This window comes from Bacillota bacterium (genome assembly GCA_023511485.1).
Classification (GTDB): domain Bacteria; phylum Actinomycetota; class Aquicultoria; order Aquicultorales; family Aquicultoraceae; genus CADDYS01.
Genome location: JAIMBH010000009.1, coordinates 43,931 through 60,219, shown reverse-complemented (window position 1 = coordinate 60,219; position 16,289 = coordinate 43,931). Strand labels below are relative to the sequence as shown.

The 16,289-nt window shown below is 44.5% G+C and carries 14 protein-coding genes and 1 tRNA gene; 3 read left to right on the top strand and 12 right to left on the bottom strand.

Translation table 11 applies throughout. The features are described 5' to 3' along the window. Positions 1-9: 9 nt before the first annotated feature. Positions 10-1,122 (bottom strand): MtnX-like HAD-IB family phosphatase, encoded by a 1,113-nt coding sequence (locus tag K6T91_04440; protein MCL6472041.1) that lies wholly within the window; start codon positions 1,120-1,122, stop codon positions 10-12. Positions 1,123-1,351: 229 nt separating this feature from the next. On the opposite strand from K6T91_04440, the gene K6T91_04435 reads away from it, so the two are divergent. Further along, positions 1,352-1,606: a hypothetical protein gene (locus tag K6T91_04435; protein ID MCL6472040.1), complete on the top strand. Its 255-nt coding sequence runs from the start codon at positions 1,352-1,354 to the stop codon at positions 1,604-1,606. Positions 1,607-1,752: 146 nt separating this feature from the next. Then, a complete protein-coding gene (locus K6T91_04430; GenBank protein ID MCL6472039.1) occupies positions 1,753-1,899 on the top strand; it encodes a DUF3096 domain-containing protein in 147 nt (48 codons plus the stop codon). Positions 1,900-1,996: 97 nt separating this feature from the next. On the opposite strand, the gene lepA is transcribed toward K6T91_04430, so the two are convergent. Beyond that, the gene (gene lepA, locus K6T91_04425; GenBank protein MCL6472038.1) at positions 1,997-3,799 is read right to left on the bottom strand and encodes a translation elongation factor 4; all 1,803 of its coding nucleotides are present in this window, start codon (positions 3,797-3,799) and stop codon (positions 1,997-1,999) included. Then, positions 3,800-5,416 carry a murein biosynthesis integral membrane protein MurJ gene (gene murJ, locus K6T91_04420; GenBank protein ID MCL6472037.1) on the bottom strand — a complete coding sequence of 539 codons (1,617 nt, stop codon included), beginning with the start codon at positions 5,414-5,416 and terminating at the stop codon, positions 3,800-3,802. It lies immediately after the preceding gene. A gap of 214 nt (positions 5,417-5,630) precedes the next feature. On the opposite strand from murJ, the gene rpsT reads away from it, so the two are divergent. Then, complete coding sequence (rpsT, locus tag K6T91_04415; protein MCL6472036.1) at positions 5,631-5,897, top strand: 30S ribosomal protein S20; 267 nt, start codon at positions 5,631-5,633, stop codon at positions 5,895-5,897. A gap of 17 nt (positions 5,898-5,914) precedes the next feature. Here the strand turns inward: rpsT and holA are convergent, their stop codons facing one another. The 9 genes from holA to nadD form a co-directional block, all read right to left on the bottom strand. Beyond that, positions 5,915-6,895 carry a DNA polymerase III subunit delta gene (holA, locus tag K6T91_04410; protein MCL6472035.1) on the bottom strand — a complete coding sequence of 327 codons (981 nt, stop codon included), beginning with the start codon at positions 6,893-6,895 and terminating at the stop codon, positions 5,915-5,917. Between the two features lie 115 nt (positions 6,896-7,010). Then, on the bottom strand, positions 7,011-9,356 hold the full coding sequence (locus tag K6T91_04405) for a DNA internalization-related competence protein ComEC/Rec2 (protein MCL6472034.1): 2,346 nt from the start codon (positions 9,354-9,356) through the stop codon (positions 7,011-7,013). Beyond that, on the bottom strand, positions 9,322-10,017 hold the full coding sequence (locus K6T91_04400; protein ID MCL6472033.1) for a helix-hairpin-helix domain-containing protein: 696 nt from the start codon (positions 10,015-10,017) through the stop codon (positions 9,322-9,324). The genes K6T91_04405 and K6T91_04400 overlap by 35 nt, the downstream gene beginning before the upstream one ends. A 225-nt stretch (positions 10,018-10,242) precedes the next feature. Continuing rightward, positions 10,243-12,714 carry a leucine--tRNA ligase gene (gene leuS / locus K6T91_04395; GenBank protein ID MCL6472032.1) on the bottom strand — a complete coding sequence of 824 codons (2,472 nt, stop codon included), beginning with the start codon at positions 12,712-12,714 and terminating at the stop codon, positions 10,243-10,245. Positions 12,715-13,011: 297 nt separating this feature from the next. Next, positions 13,012-13,083: transfer RNA gene (locus K6T91_04390), tRNA-Ala, on the bottom strand. A 227-nt stretch (positions 13,084-13,310) separates the two neighbouring features. After that, complete coding sequence (rsfS, locus tag K6T91_04385; GenBank protein ID MCL6472031.1) at positions 13,311-13,667, bottom strand: ribosome silencing factor; 357 nt, start codon at positions 13,665-13,667, stop codon at positions 13,311-13,313. 13 nt (positions 13,668-13,680) lie between these two features. After that, a complete protein-coding gene (locus K6T91_04380; protein MCL6472030.1) occupies positions 13,681-14,820 on the bottom strand; it encodes a LytR C-terminal domain-containing protein in 1,140 nt (379 codons plus the stop codon). Further along, entirely contained in the window at positions 14,813-15,388 is a 576-nt protein-coding gene (gene yqeK / locus K6T91_04375) for a bis(5'-nucleosyl)-tetraphosphatase (symmetrical) YqeK (GenBank protein ID MCL6472029.1), read from the bottom strand. Before yqeK ends, K6T91_04380 begins: the two co-directional genes overlap by 8 nt. A 157-nt stretch (positions 15,389-15,545) precedes the next feature. Beyond that, positions 15,546-16,184 carry a nicotinate-nucleotide adenylyltransferase gene (gene nadD, locus K6T91_04370; protein MCL6472028.1) on the bottom strand — a complete coding sequence of 213 codons (639 nt, stop codon included), beginning with the start codon at positions 16,182-16,184 and terminating at the stop codon, positions 15,546-15,548. Positions 16,185-16,289: the final 105 nt, after the last annotated feature.

Here is a 16,289-nt window from a genome sequence, read left to right as displayed (position 1 = left end):
TCTTCTAAGCTAATAGCTTTTTATTGCTTTTTTCTTTAGGCTAAAGGCTGATAGCTCACCGCTAAGTACCCCCTGGCCATGCAAATACTTTATAATTTCACCAAAGTTCTCATATGGCACATAAGCTATCCCTTCATCCTTGCAATATTTAAGCAGGCTATCCTTTGCAAACACAAGATCGGCATGCCTAGCAGCACACCTATCGGACAGACCATTGCCGATATAGATAACAAATTCGACATCCCTTCGCTTCTCGTCTATTACAAACTTCTTGCAGTTTGCGCATTGGATACACTCAGGGTGCTGATTTCTAAACGCTAATTTTGGTTTTCCATTAACAAATGAAAGTCCGTTTGCGTAATATTTAATATCAGCAAGGCCATAACGGCCCATAATCCTTTCTATGAAATAGTCGAAACCGTCACTTACTAGGTATATAGATATGTCCGATTCCCTAACCTTACGAACAAACTCACTAAAGTAAAGGTCTATGTCGATACTATCGACAAACGACTGCAGTTCCTCCTCAGATGCACTAACAAGCGACCAGCACTTCTTATACAGCCCAACCATTGAGATTTTACCGTCGTGCCACTCCTGGTCTATCTCGGACCACTTATCGCCAAGCCATAGCGTAAAGATTGTATCGGATACATCTTTTCTGCTTATAGTCCCATCGAAATCGCAGAGTATAACCGGCCTCTTATGCGTACTTTTTCCATTGCTAGTGTCCCCGGCAATTATATCGGCGAGGGTCATCCCGCTCAGTTCAGATATAATAGCGCCTTGTACCCGCCCCCATATAGATCGAAGCAAACGGTTATTAGGACTAAATGAACTGTTATCTTTCAAGCAGCTGCTAATAGCCATTGCTCCATCAACAGCTTCAACTAGTTCAAGAAGGCTTATTTCTGCCGCCGGACGTGCTAAACAAAATCCGCCGCCAACACCCCGCTTTGAAATTAATATCCCCACCCTCACAAGAGCCTGAAGCGTCTTTGCAGCAAAAGATACTGGGAGTTTCTGCGACCCTGCGATCTCATTTATATCGCAAAACCTCTTGCTTTTTGCCAGATAGATAGCGCTAAGAATTGCATATTCAGATCTTTTACTGACCTGCATGTTGCTCCTTAAAAATCGGGGTTACCGGGGTATTTCAAGCCTATAGCGATATATACGGTCGGTCATTCTTCCGATTTAAATTCAGACTATTTTAGTCTTGTTTATAACAACCTTATATCTTTTGTTGGAAGGATGTCAATAATCGTTTAACAAGCACTACCGCGGGTACAAGTTATGTAGATTAACAAGCATAGAAAATGTGCAAGCTAAGCTAAAGGAGGATTGCCAGGTGGAACATAGACCCGGACCAGAAAAGGGCGAAGCTTACGGCACCGCCTCATTAACCCAGGCACTTGAAGGAGTTAACTTCCCTATTAGCCGCAATGACCTGATAGAACAGGTAGGTAACCGTCAAGTTGAGGTTGATAAAGGAAAAATGATGCCGATGCGGGATTTATTGATGGCCTGCTCGCATGAAATGTATAATTCTCCGGTCGATGTTGTAAGCTGTCCTGAGATAGAGGACAAAATGAAAGCAGCGTAAGGCAAGTTAATAGAGCGCAGGAAACATGCGCGGCGTTGTCTCTTGCGCTCATCTTATATAAATAAACGTAACCTGTTGCGACTTTTCTCGTTTATTAAGTGAAGAATCAACCAGATACAGAACAATAAGCTGGGAGGTTTCAGACTTTGAATTACTCATTCATCACTACTGCGATTCTAGCAATCTTATTTGGAGCATTAATATTTATCTTCCCGCAAGCTCTAAGCTACGCCGTCGCCGCCTACCTTGTGGTCGTCGGAATTTCTGGATTAATAAATGCAAGAAGAAACTAGGCAAAGATATTATTCGCCATTCACAGGTCATGGTTCATAGAGGTGTGGCATGTAAAGTGGTAATACCCAGCAAAAATCTATCTATGAACCATGCCCGCTACTTATCTTCAACTCGCAACACCTGCATAAAAGCTTCTTGAGGGACTTCGACCCGTCCAACTTGCTTCATCCTGCGTTTGCCTTCTTTTTGCTTCTCGAGAAGCTTGCGCTTTCTTGTTATGTCACCGCCATAGCATTTGGCAAGAACATCTTTTCTTTTTGCTTTTACCGACTCGCGTGCGATAATCTTGCTCCCAATGGCCGCCTGGATTACAACTTCAAACATTTGCCTTGGGATAATCTCCCGCAGCTTGTTTGTAAGTTCCCTTCCTATCGGATATGCCTTCTCTTTGGGCACAATACAGGAGAACGCATCAACCAGTGTGCCCGCAAGCAGTATATCCAGCTTAACCAGATCGGTTACTTTATAACCCTTATGCTCATAATCAAGCGATGCATATCCACGCGTACGCGACTTCAACTGATTGAAGAAGTCAAGTAATATCTCTGCAAGCGGCAGGTCATAATGAATCTCGACTCTGTTCTCGCTCAAATACTGCATGTTTTTAAACTCGCCGCGCCTCTCTTGACAAAGCTCCATGACCGTTCCCACATAATCACTAGGAAGAAGTATAACAGCCGAGACAAACGGCTCCTCCATTTTTTCAATGATGTGAGGAGCCGGCATCTCTGATGGATTGCGTATAATTACTTGCTCCCCATTAGTCTTAGTAATCCGGTATGCAACACTTGGAGCCGTTGCAACAAGTTCGAGGTTGTATTCCCTCTCAAGTCTTTCTTTAATTATCTCCATATGTAGGAGCCCGAGGAAACCGCATCTAAAGCCAAAACCAAGAGCAGATGACGTTTCAGGCTCATAAACAAGTGCCGGATCGTTAAGCTGCAATTTGGAGAGAGCGTCCCGCAAATCTTCATACTGGCCACCGTCTACCGGGTAAAGACCGCAGAAGACCATCGGCTTAGCCTCGCGATAACCGGGAAGCGGCTCTTCTGCCCCATGCTTAGCATAAGTTATCGTATCACCAACCTTACTGTCGCGAACATCCTTGATTCCGGCGATAAGGTAACCCACCTCGCCTGGGCCAAGCTCGCCTACTTTATCCATTGCAGGACGAAGCACACCAATCTCTTCAACCTCGGCAATACGGCCTGTCGCCATCATCTTTATCTTCTGTCCTGGCTTGATCGAACCATCGACTACCCTGATGTAGACTATAACCCCACGGTAAGGATCGTATAGCGAGTCGAAGATGAGTGCTTTTAGTGGTGCATAGGGATCGCCTTTCGGCCCGGGGATTTTTCTGACTATCGCTTCGAGTACTTCCTCTGCCCCCTCGCCTGTTTTCGCGCTGACCATCAAGGCATCGCCTGCATCAATTCCGAGACTTTCCTCTATCTCACCTGCAACCCTCTCTGGATCAGCACTCGGCAGGTCTATTTTATTTATGACCGGCACTATCTCCAGGTTGTTTTCTAAAGCAAGAAACGTATTGGCAAGAGTCTGAGCCTCAACACCCTGAGCAGCATCAACGACAAGAAGGGCACCCTCGCAGGCAGCAAGGCTTCTTGATACCTCATAAGTAAAATCAACGTGCCCCGGCGTGTCGATGAGATTTAAGACATATTCCTTTCCGTCCTTAGCCCTGTAATTGATCCTAACGGCGCGCGCCTTAATAGTGATGCCACGCTCGCGTTCAAGATCCATCGAATCGAGGATTTGGTCCACCATCTCACGCTCAGACACAGCGTGCGTCAGCTCAAGCAACCTATCCGCAAGCGTAGATTTGCCATGGTCTATATGTGCTATTATGCTAAAATTTCTTATATTTTTCTGATTCATTTAAATTGTTTTCATCCTTGCTCGCATAAATCTTCTTGATATCTGTTTAATAAAATCGACCTCTTCAACGCCAAGCAGTAGCGCCATTCCCAAATAAACTACAGCAGCCACCACAGCCGCAATGGCAATCTCAAATGTCTGGACAAGCATGCGCGGCATCGGAGCACCTTGGAGCAAGTAATATACCAGAAACACTGAGAGCCCCATCGGAATTGCCGCCACGAACTGCTTAACTATAGCCCTTAATATAATCGAGGCCCCTATCGGGCCTATTTTTTTCCTTAAGATATATAGCTGTATGATTACCGCAAAAGTAAGCGCCAACCCGTAAGAAATTGGCAGACCCCAAGCCCCAAGCGTTTCATAGAGCAGAAAGTTAAACACGATTTGCAGCGGGATGCTCAAGGCACCGATTTTTAGCGGCGTTTTTGTGTCCTGCAGAGAATAATAAACCCTGGTGAGCGTGTTGTAAAGTGAGTACGATAGCAAGGCGAATGAGAATGCGGTAAGCATGCCAGCTGTTATTTCGGTACCTGCCTCATCGAAATTTCCGTGCTGTAAGGTAAGACCGATTATGGGCTTTGCCATTACGGCGACAAAAACGGCTGAAGGGATGGTTATAAACGACGTCACACGCAGGCCTAAAGACAGCGTACTTTTAAATTTAGTAAAGTTTTTACTGTTAGCATAACGAGAAAGTTCGGGGAAAATAGCCGTAACTATCGATACAACAAAAATTGCGTAAGGCAGCTGAAAGAAAGCAAGCGAGTTCATATACGCCATTGCCCCACCCTTATCCTCTTGCAGAAGCATGTAAATAACGTAAGTATTAAGCTGTACCGTAGCTGCAAAACCGATCATCGGAAGTCCCAGCCTGGCAATTTGTTTTACCGCTGGATGACGGAAATCAAGTACCGGCCTCAGAGTCAGCCCTACCCTTAAGACATACGGAATCTGAGCCACTGCGAGCGCAGCCACCCCAGCCGTTGTCCCAACTGCCAAAGCCGTTTGGGCAAAATGAGGATTGCTTTTGTAAAACGGCAGATAGAGACCAAGTACCGTTGCAATCACAATTATGTTATTTAGGATTGGAACCACCATGGGCACTGTAAATCGGCGGTGTGAGTTTAGTACGCCGGTAAAGACCGCAGCGAGCGCGTAAAACATTATTTGGAACGCAAATATTCTGAAGAACATGACCATTAAGGGCGTTTCCCTGGACGGCTCACGTATTGTTATAAGGTGTACAAGAAACGGTGCGAACACTGCAGCCAGTAAGCTTAGAGCTGCAGCGAGAACAAATATGATATTTGTGAGGTTGCTAATCATGTAGCGGGATTCGTTATCGCTCTTCTCGGCCAGGTACTGGACGTAAACCGGAATAATAACCGAGCCTAAAATACCTCCCATAAGAAGTTCGAATATAATATTGGGCATAACGTTTGCGGTGGCAAAGGTATCGTTTAGAACACCGCTACCAAGCGCGTAAGCCAGCGCCATATTTCGCATAAAGCCGGTTAACCGGCTGAAAGTAGTGGCCACTGACATTTTAGCTGTCGATTTAGCGATGGACGGCGATTTATCAGCATCGCCAGCGATTATGTTTTCATCCTGCATTCTGCTGTTTTAACCCCTGAACTTCCCGGTTTTAAGCGGTCTTAAAGATTATAGCACAGCGAATTTAAACAATTCGTTTTTTATGTATAATGCTATTTATCGGTTGTTTTGGCTATTTATTGTGTTGATTATGACGCTTTATCTTGTGGTTATCTTGCGGTTTGGAAAATGCTGTGATAAAATTTCTCTGTTCTGAAGGTAAAGGAGGATAACCTTGGCGAATATTAAGTCGCAAATTAAGCGGATCAAAGTAGCGGAGCGCCAGCGCATTCGCAATAAAAGCGTTAGGTCGGCTCTAAAAACTTACATCACCAAATTTAACAATGCAGTAGCAGCCGGTGATCGGGATGCTGCTAAATCAGCACTCGATATAGCTATAAAGAAGCTGGATAAAGCAGCCGAAAAAGGCATCATCCACAAAAACAACGCCGCAAACAAGAAATCAAGCTTAATGAAAAAATTCAATAAATTAGCCGGCTAAACTTACTAACCGTTACGTTATGCAGCCAGCTGAATAATCAGATCTTCAAGAATGGCTTCTGGGGGTTGAAGGCTCGACTTAAGCGCAATATCAGCCTCAAGGATACGTTCGAATATTTTTTTCAGCTCATCGACGGAGAAATTATAGCTCTGTTCCCTGTATTTGTTTACTGCGAAGTAAGGTAGCTTTTTGCCCTCAGCCCCTGTCAGATTTTCAATAAGATATTTGCTATCGCGCCCCTGCTCAACCCAAATTTTTGCTCTAAGAGTCAGTCTGAAATGCCTAGCAATTAAGTTTAAAATTGCAAGCGGTGGCTCCCGCTGCTGTAGCAGAAAATGTAGAGTCTCAATAGCCTTAGGGATATTTCTCTCACCAATTCTTTCTGCAAGATCAAACACAGAAGTCTCAAACGACCTGGCCACAATCGGATCGATCTCGTTCGGGTCGATAATGCGTTCCTCAGTACAGTAGAGGCTTATTTTCTCTATTTCTACACTTAGCCTTAAAAGGTCTGATCCAACCATGTCAAGTAAATATTTAGCAATAGAATCTGAAACAAGCTTTCCCCACCCGTTGAATTCGTTTTTTATCCAGGCAACGAGGCTGCCTTTAAGCTTATACTCAGCAACCTCCCCGCTCTTCTCGACAGCCTTATATAGTTTGCCAGCCTTATTAACAGACCCAGCAACTAAAACTAGACAGGTAGTCTTAGAAGGGCTTTCCGCATATCTTGCCAGCTTTAAAGTATCATCCGCAGAAAGCTTATCGGCATCCTTTACGACTACCAGTCTTTTCTCTGACATAAACGGCAGCGTATTTGCAGCCTGAATGATATCAAGTGCACTGTCTGAAGAACCATTGAAGTGATCAAAGTTAAAATCAAGATTAAATTGGGCTGAGATACGCCTTTTAAGACGGGCAAGCGCATCCTCTATCATCTTCTTGTCACCATAAATAAGGTAAACCGGCTTTAGCGGTTTCTGTTTTGCCTGCTTCATTTCCATTCCCTAGAATCAGTGCTTAGCACTGTCACATTGCAGTGTAACTAGTAACTAAAAGGTTTTTAGCAGCGCAGCTGTATAGATAACTGCAGCATGACAACCTACTCTAGGTCTACTCCTTCTCAACATACACCTGATAAGCATTACCATCCGATTTAATTGTAACATCCCCATTCCTGTCTGTGCGATAAATCTTTGAACCGACATCTAGTAGGCGATCAATTGTTGACCTCGCGGGGTGCCCATACATGTTATTCCTGCCAACCGATATGACAGAGATGCAAGGCGTAACGGCGCAAAGGAAATCTCTTGTGCTTGAAACGGAGCTTCCGTGGTGTCCTACCTTAAGGATGTCGGCATCGATACTTTTTCTCTCCTGTATCAACTGCCTCTCGATTTCACCGCCGGCATCACCTGTAAACAGCAGGCTCAGCTTACTATATTTGATCATGGTTACAGCCGAGTTATCGTTTTCTTCTCCATCTGCTCCTGCGTAAAGAATGTCAACCTCGAGACAACTTCCGACATGCAAAATATCCCCAGTATCAAGTGAAGTACACTTGATTCCTTTTCTTTTTGCGCTTGATAATATAATAGATAAAGCCCTTGTTCTGTCTATGCCTGCTGGATACAAGATTCCTCCAATGTTATAGCTATCGATTAACCTATCTAGTGCACCCAAATGATCGCTGTGAGCGTGGGTAACTATTATAGCATCGATCTTTTTAATTCCTCTTTGGTCTAACTTGCGTTTGATAATCCCCGGATTAGGCCCACTATCGATGAGTATCACCGATCCGTCTGGTCCGGATACAATAGCGCTGTCCCCTTGCCCTACATCCAGGAAAGTCACCTCAAACTCAGAAGAGCTAACAGACCTTGCGATTTGCCAGCAAATTGGAGCAAGCGATATGATAGCAATGATTATTATTACATTACTTAACCTCAACTTTAGGTTAAGTTTGCGTATATATACATATATACATGCGATAACAATGTAATAGATAATGACAGTGCCGAGTGAAGGTTGGTTCAAGTATAAAGTAGCGCTTGGGTATTTAAACAGTATTTTAGCCCCTAAAATCATTGCTCTAAGCATCACCGACAGCAGCGTATAAGCCGGCTTTGCTAAATACGGCGCTATGGAATCAACCGGCAGTACTGCCATACCTAAAATCAGTACCGGTCCGGCAAGTGGCACAACTACCAGATTCGCTATTAACGAGATTGCCGATAGCTGTCCAAAGTAGTAAGCAATTAAAGGAATAACGCCAATTTGGGCAGCGAATGCTACTGATAGCGCAGACCTTAAAGGCCTAGGCAGAACATCTATCATTCCATCAAACACAGGTACAAAAGAGATTAGGAAGGCGGTAGCGGCAAATGATAGTTGAAAACCTATATCATAAAGAATTAAAGGGTCAGCAATAAGGATTATCATGGCCGCGGCTGATAGCGATGCAATGATATTTCCTTCCCTTCCAATTACCCACGCGGTAAGAGCAATAGTTGCCATAAGAAAAGCCCGGCTAATAGATGGGGACATTCCGCTAACTAACGTGTAGAGGGCGGCAGCCAAGACAAGGATAAAATATTGCCACTTTGCGTGCAAACGAAGTAAGCGAAGTAAAGGCCACAGTGCAGTCAGTACAAGAGCAATGTTCATGCCAGATGCTGCAAGTATATGGGTAAGGCCAGTTGCCCTAAATGAATCCCCTACATCCTCCGGTATGTCGGAGTCATCTCCAAGTATGATGCCGTTAAGCAAGGCAGCCTGATCAACAGGCAGACGAGACATGTTTCGCTCTTTGATCCAATGTCGGATCGAGCCGGCAAAAGACATTAGCGAGAAAGCGTTATCAGCGCGGTTGATATCCTCGCTCGAAGCAACCAAAATTGACGTTATTCCTTTATGATACAGATACCAACGGTAGTTTAAATCGCCGTCAGACTTAGGAAGCTCTAGATGTCCAGATATCCTTACACCCTGCCCCATATAAAGCCTTATGCGATCTCTGGAGCGGATTTTGGCTTTAAGCTTTTCGTTAATCAGCCAGCTTTTATCGCCAACAGACAGCTTGCCAACTTCAAGATCAAAACTTGAAACTCCATTCTGCAGTTTTGGGTCACTGACCAGTCTACCTTCTACCGTTACATAAGAAGACTCTCTTGCGTATTTATAAAGTAAACCGGCATCGAGCTTGGCGGCAGCAAGCGATGTCAAAAGCATTCCCAGTAGCAGAAACATGAGTGCAGATGAAACAAACCTTAAAAGCAGGTTTTTCATCGTCGCAATCAGATAAATGGCTATACCGCAAAGAAATAGGATTAGTGACAAGGTAAATCCGGGGCGAAACAGGTCGGCTAAGATTATGCCGGCCATGAGCGCGATTGTAAAAACAAGAATAGGCGGTAGGCGAAGCTCACTCAACACACAACCGGTCCTTGATCTGATCAAACTTCTTGTTGCCTATCCCATCGATTTCTTTTAAGTCATCGACCCTTTTAAATGGGCCGCGCTTATTTCTGTACTCAATTATTCTTGTGGCGGTTACCTGCCCTATTCCAGGAAGCGCATCGAGCTGCTCAAGCGTCGCCGTATTGAGGTTAATTTTAGCATCGCCTGTGGATCCATCAGCCCCAGCCTGTAAAGATATGGTTTGCTGGGGCACCTCGCCTTTCTTGGGCATATAAATCTTCTGCCCATCGAAGACCTTAGCGGCAAGGTTAAGCGCTCCCTCGTCGGCAGAATCCAATCCACCCCCTGCTGCGTTAACAGCATCAATAACCCGACTTCCTTCTTTAAGACGATATACTCCTGGATTAACAACCGCACCCGCCACATGGATATATAGCATACAAGCATCCTCAACTTTTGCCGGCAAGTCCCTTTTAGAAGTTTGCTCTGGCTTATCCACCGCCTTTGATACAGCAACCGGTCGTGGCTTAGATTTCATATAAAGTAATAGGCTACCGGAAACTATAAATATAAGCAGCAAAACAATCACTGCTGCCTGGCGCTTCTCAATCACGAGCCCGCTGTCCGCCATCTTCTCCCTTGCAAGCAGCACCAACTCTTCGATATTTGGCTTGCATTTTGCCCAAGTATGCTTTTGCATATATAGGCAATTCTACATAAACACGATTTTCCCTTCTTGCCGTCAATAATTCTTTCAAAAAAACCGTAGATAAAGGATATGCAGATTGGGGTGCTCATTGCCTTAAATCTGATTCATCACCTTAAATCTGAAGCCAGAAGAAAAAGCAGCCCTTATGGGCTGCACTTCATTTAGATTATTTTAATTAGATTATTTCAATTGCCGGCATAAATCAAAAAGCAAGAATTACTTAACTACTATATTGACCAGCTTACCCGGCACAATGAAGATGTTTTTGACGTGCTTGTCTCCAACATGGGCAAGAACACGTTCCGATTCAAGGGCTACTTTTTTCATTTCATCTTCAGAAATATCGGCGGCAACAGTAATCTTATCCCGTACTTTGCCATTGACTTGGACAACCAGGGTCACTTCTTCAGTCTTTGCAAGCTCGGGGTCATATTTCGGCCAGGCTTGCAGATAAACACTCTCTCTATTTCCAAGGTTGCTCCAGAGCTCCTCAGCTATATGTGGAGCAAACGGTGAGAGCATAAGTATAAGGTTGTCTATCGCCTCTTTTATAACCCCTGCATGCTTCTTGTCTTTATCATTATATTTATACATTGCGTTAACCAGCTCCATAATTGCACTTATTGCGGTATTAAAGCTGAAACGCTCAATGTCAGCAGTAACACGCCGTATGGTTCTGTGCACCAGTGAGCGCAAATCTCTCGCCGCCGAATCTGAATCAAGCGATTCAACAGCAGGAGTACCGGCAATAAAATCTTTGTTCTCTAGCACTAGTCTCCAAACCCTATTTAGGAACCGATAAGAACCCTCGACCCCACGGTCGCTCCACTCCAGCTCCTTTTCAGGAGGTGCAGCAAACAAAATAAAGAGCCGAGCCGTATCTGCGCCATATTTATCGATAATCATACCAGGGTCAACAACATTACCTTTTGATTTGGACATCTTCGCGCCATCCTTGATAACCATACCCTGTGTCAAAAGATTGGTAAATGGCTCAACTACACTTAACAAACCCATATCGTAAAGTACCTTTGTAAAGAACCTGGAGTAAAGCAGGTGGAGTACCGCGTGCTCAATACCACCAATGTATTGATCTACCGGCATCCAGTAGTCAACAGCATCTTTGTCAAATGGAAGTTTATCTTCATGCGGGCTGCAGTAACGCAAGAAATACCAAGACGAATCAAAAAACGTATCCATCGTGTCGGTCTCGCGTCTTGCCGGCCCATCGCAGTGCGGACAAGTCGTGTTAACAAAAGATTCAACTTTTCCAAGCGGCGAGCCGCCTTTTCCTGTAATCTCTACATCTTCTGGTAATATAACCGGCAGATCCGCCTCAGGAACAGGCACTATGCCGCACCTCTCACAGTAGACTATAGGTATAGGGTTTCCCCAGTAGCGCTGTCTTGATATTAACCAATCGCGCAGGCGATAGTTAACCGCCGCTCTTCCGACACCTTTGTTCTCAAGATATTCGGTGACCTTCTTAATTCCCTCGGTCTGAGGTGTGCCGTTAAATGGGCCAGAATTTACCATGACGCCTTCGCCCTCATACGCTTGCGCCATCATAGTCGGGTTCAACTTCTCTCCAGCCGGCTCTATAACCACCTTAATTGGAAGACCATATTTAGTAGCAAACTCAAAGTCGCGCTGGTCATGCGCCGGAACCGCCATAACCGCACCGGTACCATACCCCATGAGTACATAGTCCGCCAGATAAACCGGAATTTCCTCGCCGTTTACTGGATTTATTACATAGGCACCCGTGAAGTAGCCATTTTTCTCTTTCTCGGCTGAAGTGCGGTCGATTTCTGTCTCAGCAGCGACTTTTTGTCTGAATTCTTTAGCCCCCGCCTCATAATCAGTTCCTTTAACTAGCTCGTTGACTATAGGATGTTCTGGAGCGAGCAGGAAAAATGTCGCGCCATAGAGCGTATCGGGCCTTGTTGTAAAGACGGTGATTATCTTATCACTGCCCTTAACCTTAAAATCAACATACGCGCCTTCGCTTCTTCCAATCCAATTGCGCTGCATGATGCGGACACGCTCCGGCCAGCCAGTCAAAAGCTCTAAGTCATTAAGCAGCCTCTCAGCATAATCAGTAATTTTAAAGAACCACTGCTCCAGGTCACGCAGTTCGGCAATACTTCCGCAGCGCCAGCACCTTCCGGCTTCCACCTGCTCGTTTGCAAGGACAGTCTCGCAGCTTGGGCACCAGTTAACCTGCGCTTTTTTGCGGTACGCTAATCCACGCTCGTAGAACTTCAAGAATAGCCACTGGCCCCATCTGTAATAGTCGGGATTTGCCGTTACAACCTCGCGGCTCCAATCATAACTTAAGCCAAGCTGCTTCAGTTGCTTTCGCATATTCTCTATATTGCTGAAGGTCCATTGTGCCGGATGGATGCCCCTGGCAATAGCCGCGTTTTCAGCAGGAAGACCGAAGGCATCGTAACCTATAGGATGCAGGATGTTATACCCCCGCATCTTGTTATATCTGGCAACAACATCTCCTATCGAATAGTTGCGCACGTGGCCCATATGAAGCTCACCCGACGGGTACGGAAACATCTCCAGTATGTATTTTTCGGGCTTCAATGGGTCCTCATAAGTGCGGAAAATATCCCCTTCTTCCCATGCTTTCTGCCATTTCTCCTCAATTTCCTTGTGATTATATCTCTCGGTCACGCCGAACCTCCTGAAAGTGAAATCTAAAAGTCTCCTTCAGCAAAATTATCGTCAATATCTTGAGATGCCTGCATAGTATCTAACATTTTATAGGAAATATCGCATAAAAAGAATTAAATAGCGAGGGCTAGATAATTCAAAAATTGAAAATCAAGAATCAACCGAATCGAAAATGCTCTTCCTTAAATATGCTCTCACCTTTCTAGCTTGCTCTCAATAACCCAGTTGATTTTCAATTTTTATTTTCGATTATCGGTACAATAATAAAGCCCACTAATTAGTGGGCTTTATTATATGTGGAGCCAGGGGGATTTGAACCCCCGACCCCTTGGCTGCCAGCCAAGTGCTCTCCCGCTGAGCTATGGCCCCAGATTTGCAAAAATATCCCTACATATATTAATGATTTATAACGGCGATGTCAATTAAGGCAAGAAGACAGTTACTTAAAGAGCTTCTAAGGAGTTTTAGCTTTTCTTTCCTCCACTGCTCCCAGATAAATGCAGATATTATGGGTTATGATTATATCTCCTTTTCAACTTTTCAATATCGACTGGCTATCTATCCATTAGCTTAAATAAGCTAATGGAGAATCTGCGCTATGTCCCTTTCACTACTTCCCACTTTCGGTGTGGTGCATCAGACCAAAGCCTCTCAAGCTGGTAATAATCGCGCTGCTCCTGCGTGAGAATATGGACAACAACCGCACCAAAGTCGATTAATATCCAATTACCCTGCTTGTCACTTTCAAGACGCAGTTTCTTGACCTTGTGTTCACGTAATCTTTCTTCGACGTTATTTGCAATTGTTTGAACCTGACGATTTGTCTGACCGCTACAGATAACAAAATAATCCGTAATCACAAAGATATCCCCGATATGTATTATAACGATATCGTTTGCTTGTTTGTCGGCTGCAGCAGATGCAGCCAGTTCTGCAATATCCTTCGGTTCCAGATGCTACCCTCCTCTAATATGCCTTGAAATCAGCGCCTATTATGACAGCTATCTCAGCTACATCCTGAGCAACTGAATGGTAGATTACCTCTCCGGTTCCGAGAAGCCTTTGCACCATTTGCGCCTTATCCATATAATTTTCTTTGTAGGCCACTATAATGGTCTTTTTATAGTTAAAATTGCTTGCATTCTTCACGTCCACAATAATAAAACCGCCGGCTTTTAGTTTGTCTGAAACCACTCTTCCAACCCCAGGCTGTCCGGACCCGTTCAGTATTAATACCCGCGTAGTCTCAGTTTTTACTAACATTTTTATTCCCCACAATGACTCTAACAGACGGCCTATTTCCTCGTTATTGGGCTCATAATAAGGCTCGCCGTTTATGCTGATGAGCCTTACCGGAAGCGGAAATACACTTACCTTTGCAAGGTCTATTTTTGCCACTTCTTTGGCGTAGAGGTTCTTTTCGCTCTCCGAAAAGCTGGTTTCAATCGCCCTTTCAAAGGCTATCTTGAACCGGCTCCCGCTAACTAGGTAATCAAAATCCTCATAACGCATGATAATATGGCTATCGACCTGTACCTGAAGTAAATCCTCAACGGTTCTTTTGGTTGAATCCAAGCCGTCGGCATAGGTCTGACCTATTTGGTCAACGCCAACACCACTTACATTTAGATACGTCCTCTCCGGTATATTGATGGCCTGCACGACTCCGCTTAATGTATCAATCCTAGCAAACAAAATACCTTTGGCATTACGGTTTACACCTGAGTTATCAACGCCAATAATGAGGGTGTTCAAAATCTGCTTGACCATCGGTGTACTCGTGCTATCAAGACTTGCTATGGTCTTCTGTTCTAGATTGTTGAGTTGGCTTTTGTTTGCGTGCTCAGTCCTTTTAGTGGAATTTTTAGCAGGGATAGATGCTTTATCGCTGCTTTTATGCTTAGAATTAGATTTTTCCCCTGTCGCCATAAATCCAAAAGCAAGCAGTGCAACTATTAATATAACCAAAATGGAGCCTGTAGAAATTGCAGATGCAATTAATATGCGGCGGCGGGATTTAACCCTTTGCCCTGTGCTATCTTCGCTTAAAAGTTCCTGGTTCTCTAAATTTTCGCCTGCACCTGCAGCCTTGAATAATTTAGACATGTTGCTTCGCAATCAACTTGTTCCATACCTCAACCGTCAATGGATGTATTAGTTTTCTAACCCTAATAAGGTATTCAAGCGAGTGTATATATGCTTCCCTAAACACTTCATCCAAATCGTCTAAGGCAATACGCCTTAGCGCATCAAGACCTTGGTAAGGCCTTCCTGGCTCAATCATATCTGCTACATAGATTATTTTGGCAAGCGGCGTCATTGATGTTGAGCCAAGCGTATGATTCTCTATGGCATCAATGATTTCCTTGTCCATAATGCCTAAGTCTATTTCAATTAGCCGTGCGCCTACCTGTGCATGAAGTAGATAGGGAAATGCCGCCTCGACTGGATTTATCCCAAGGCCCAACCTCTTGGCTTCAGATATAAGTTCATCTGAGCTCATTGACCTGGCATAGTCATGCAGAAGCCCCGCTAAATATGCTTTTTCTTCATTTACCCCAAAAGCCTGGGCCATTCTTACCGCCGCCTCAGCAGTCCTCACACAATGGTCATAGTGCTGCGGAAGCAGCTTGCTCTTCAGTTTTTCCTTAATTTGCTCTGCGTTATAGTTCATAGTCCGTCATGGCTTATAGCAGTGAAGATAAGCGATCCTCACCTGAGATTCATAAGCTAGAAGCCGTAAAGTTACACCCTCACTTGATCCTCTTCTGGAGGAAAGAATTAGAGAGACCTTTTCAATCAATAATCATAATATCGAAAGTCGGCAATTCCTAGTCTCTCCAAAAGCCACTTTTTTGTATATAGCTTGCCACACCTTCGGGCACAAGATATCTAATAGGACGGTTCTCTCGTACCCTTCTCCTTATATCTGTTGAGGATATTGCCAAAGCGGGTATCTCCATAATCGATACCCTTGGCTTCCCTTTTACCCTATGCTCACCCTCAGGTAAAACGTGAAGCTTCTTGAATTTTTCCAGGCTATAACCCGGCCTAGTTGCCGCTATAAACTCGGTTAGCTCAACAAGTTTTTCGGCGTCCTTCCACGTGAGTATTTCCCAGACTGCATCTGCTCCCGTTATAAAGAACATGTCGGTCTCAGGACCATATACCTCATGCAGCTCCAGTAGAGTATCCACAGTGTACGATGGCCCCACCCGCTCTATCTCAAGTCTTGAGACCTCAAAATCCGGATTAGATGCGGTTGCTATTACAGTTAACAAATACCTGTCTTCCGGAGACAGTATTTCTTTATCTCTTTTATGAGGGGGTTGCCCGGCAGGCATAAAAACTACTTTATCCAGTTTAAACTGGTAAAGCGCTTCTTCAGCTGTAACCAAATGACCATAATGGATTGGGTTAAATGTACCCCCCATTATCCCTATGCGGTAGCGCTTTTTCTCTTTAGACATCGAACACCTTTAAAATAATCGGTAGTAAGCTTCCCGTGCTCCATAATGATAATTATACCAGGAAAAATACGTTTTGGTCGCTCGGTGCGGAAGTTATGTGTAGGC

Excerpts from the sequence above, each read along its gene's own strand:
- yqeK (MCL6472029.1), bottom strand. The coding sequence starts at position 15,388 with ATGAACTATAACGCAGAGCAAATTAAGGAAAAACTGAAGAGCAAGCTG.
- holA (MCL6472035.1), bottom strand. The coding sequence starts at position 6,895 with ATGAAGCAGGCAAAACAGAAACCGCTAAAGCCGGTTTACCTTATTTAT.
- K6T91_04380 (MCL6472030.1), bottom strand. The coding sequence starts at position 14,820 with ATGTCTAAATTATTCAAGGCTGCAGGTGCAGGCGAAAATTTAGAGAAC.
- lepA (MCL6472038.1), bottom strand. The coding sequence starts at position 3,799 with ATGAATCAGAAAAATATAAGAAATTTTAGCATAATAGCACATATAGAC.
- murJ (MCL6472037.1), bottom strand. The coding sequence starts at position 5,416 with ATGCAGGATGAAAACATAATCGCTGGCGATGCTGATAAATCGCCGTCC.
- K6T91_04400 (MCL6472033.1), bottom strand. The coding sequence starts at position 10,017 with ATGCAAAAGCATACTTGGGCAAAATGCAAGCCAAATATCGAAGAGTTG.
- K6T91_04440 (MCL6472041.1), bottom strand. The coding sequence starts at position 1,122 with ATGCAGGTCAGTAAAAGATCTGAATATGCAATTCTTAGCGCTATCTAT.
- nadD (MCL6472028.1), bottom strand. The coding sequence starts at position 16,184 with ATGTCTAAAGAGAAAAAGCGCTACCGCATAGGGATAATGGGGGGTACA.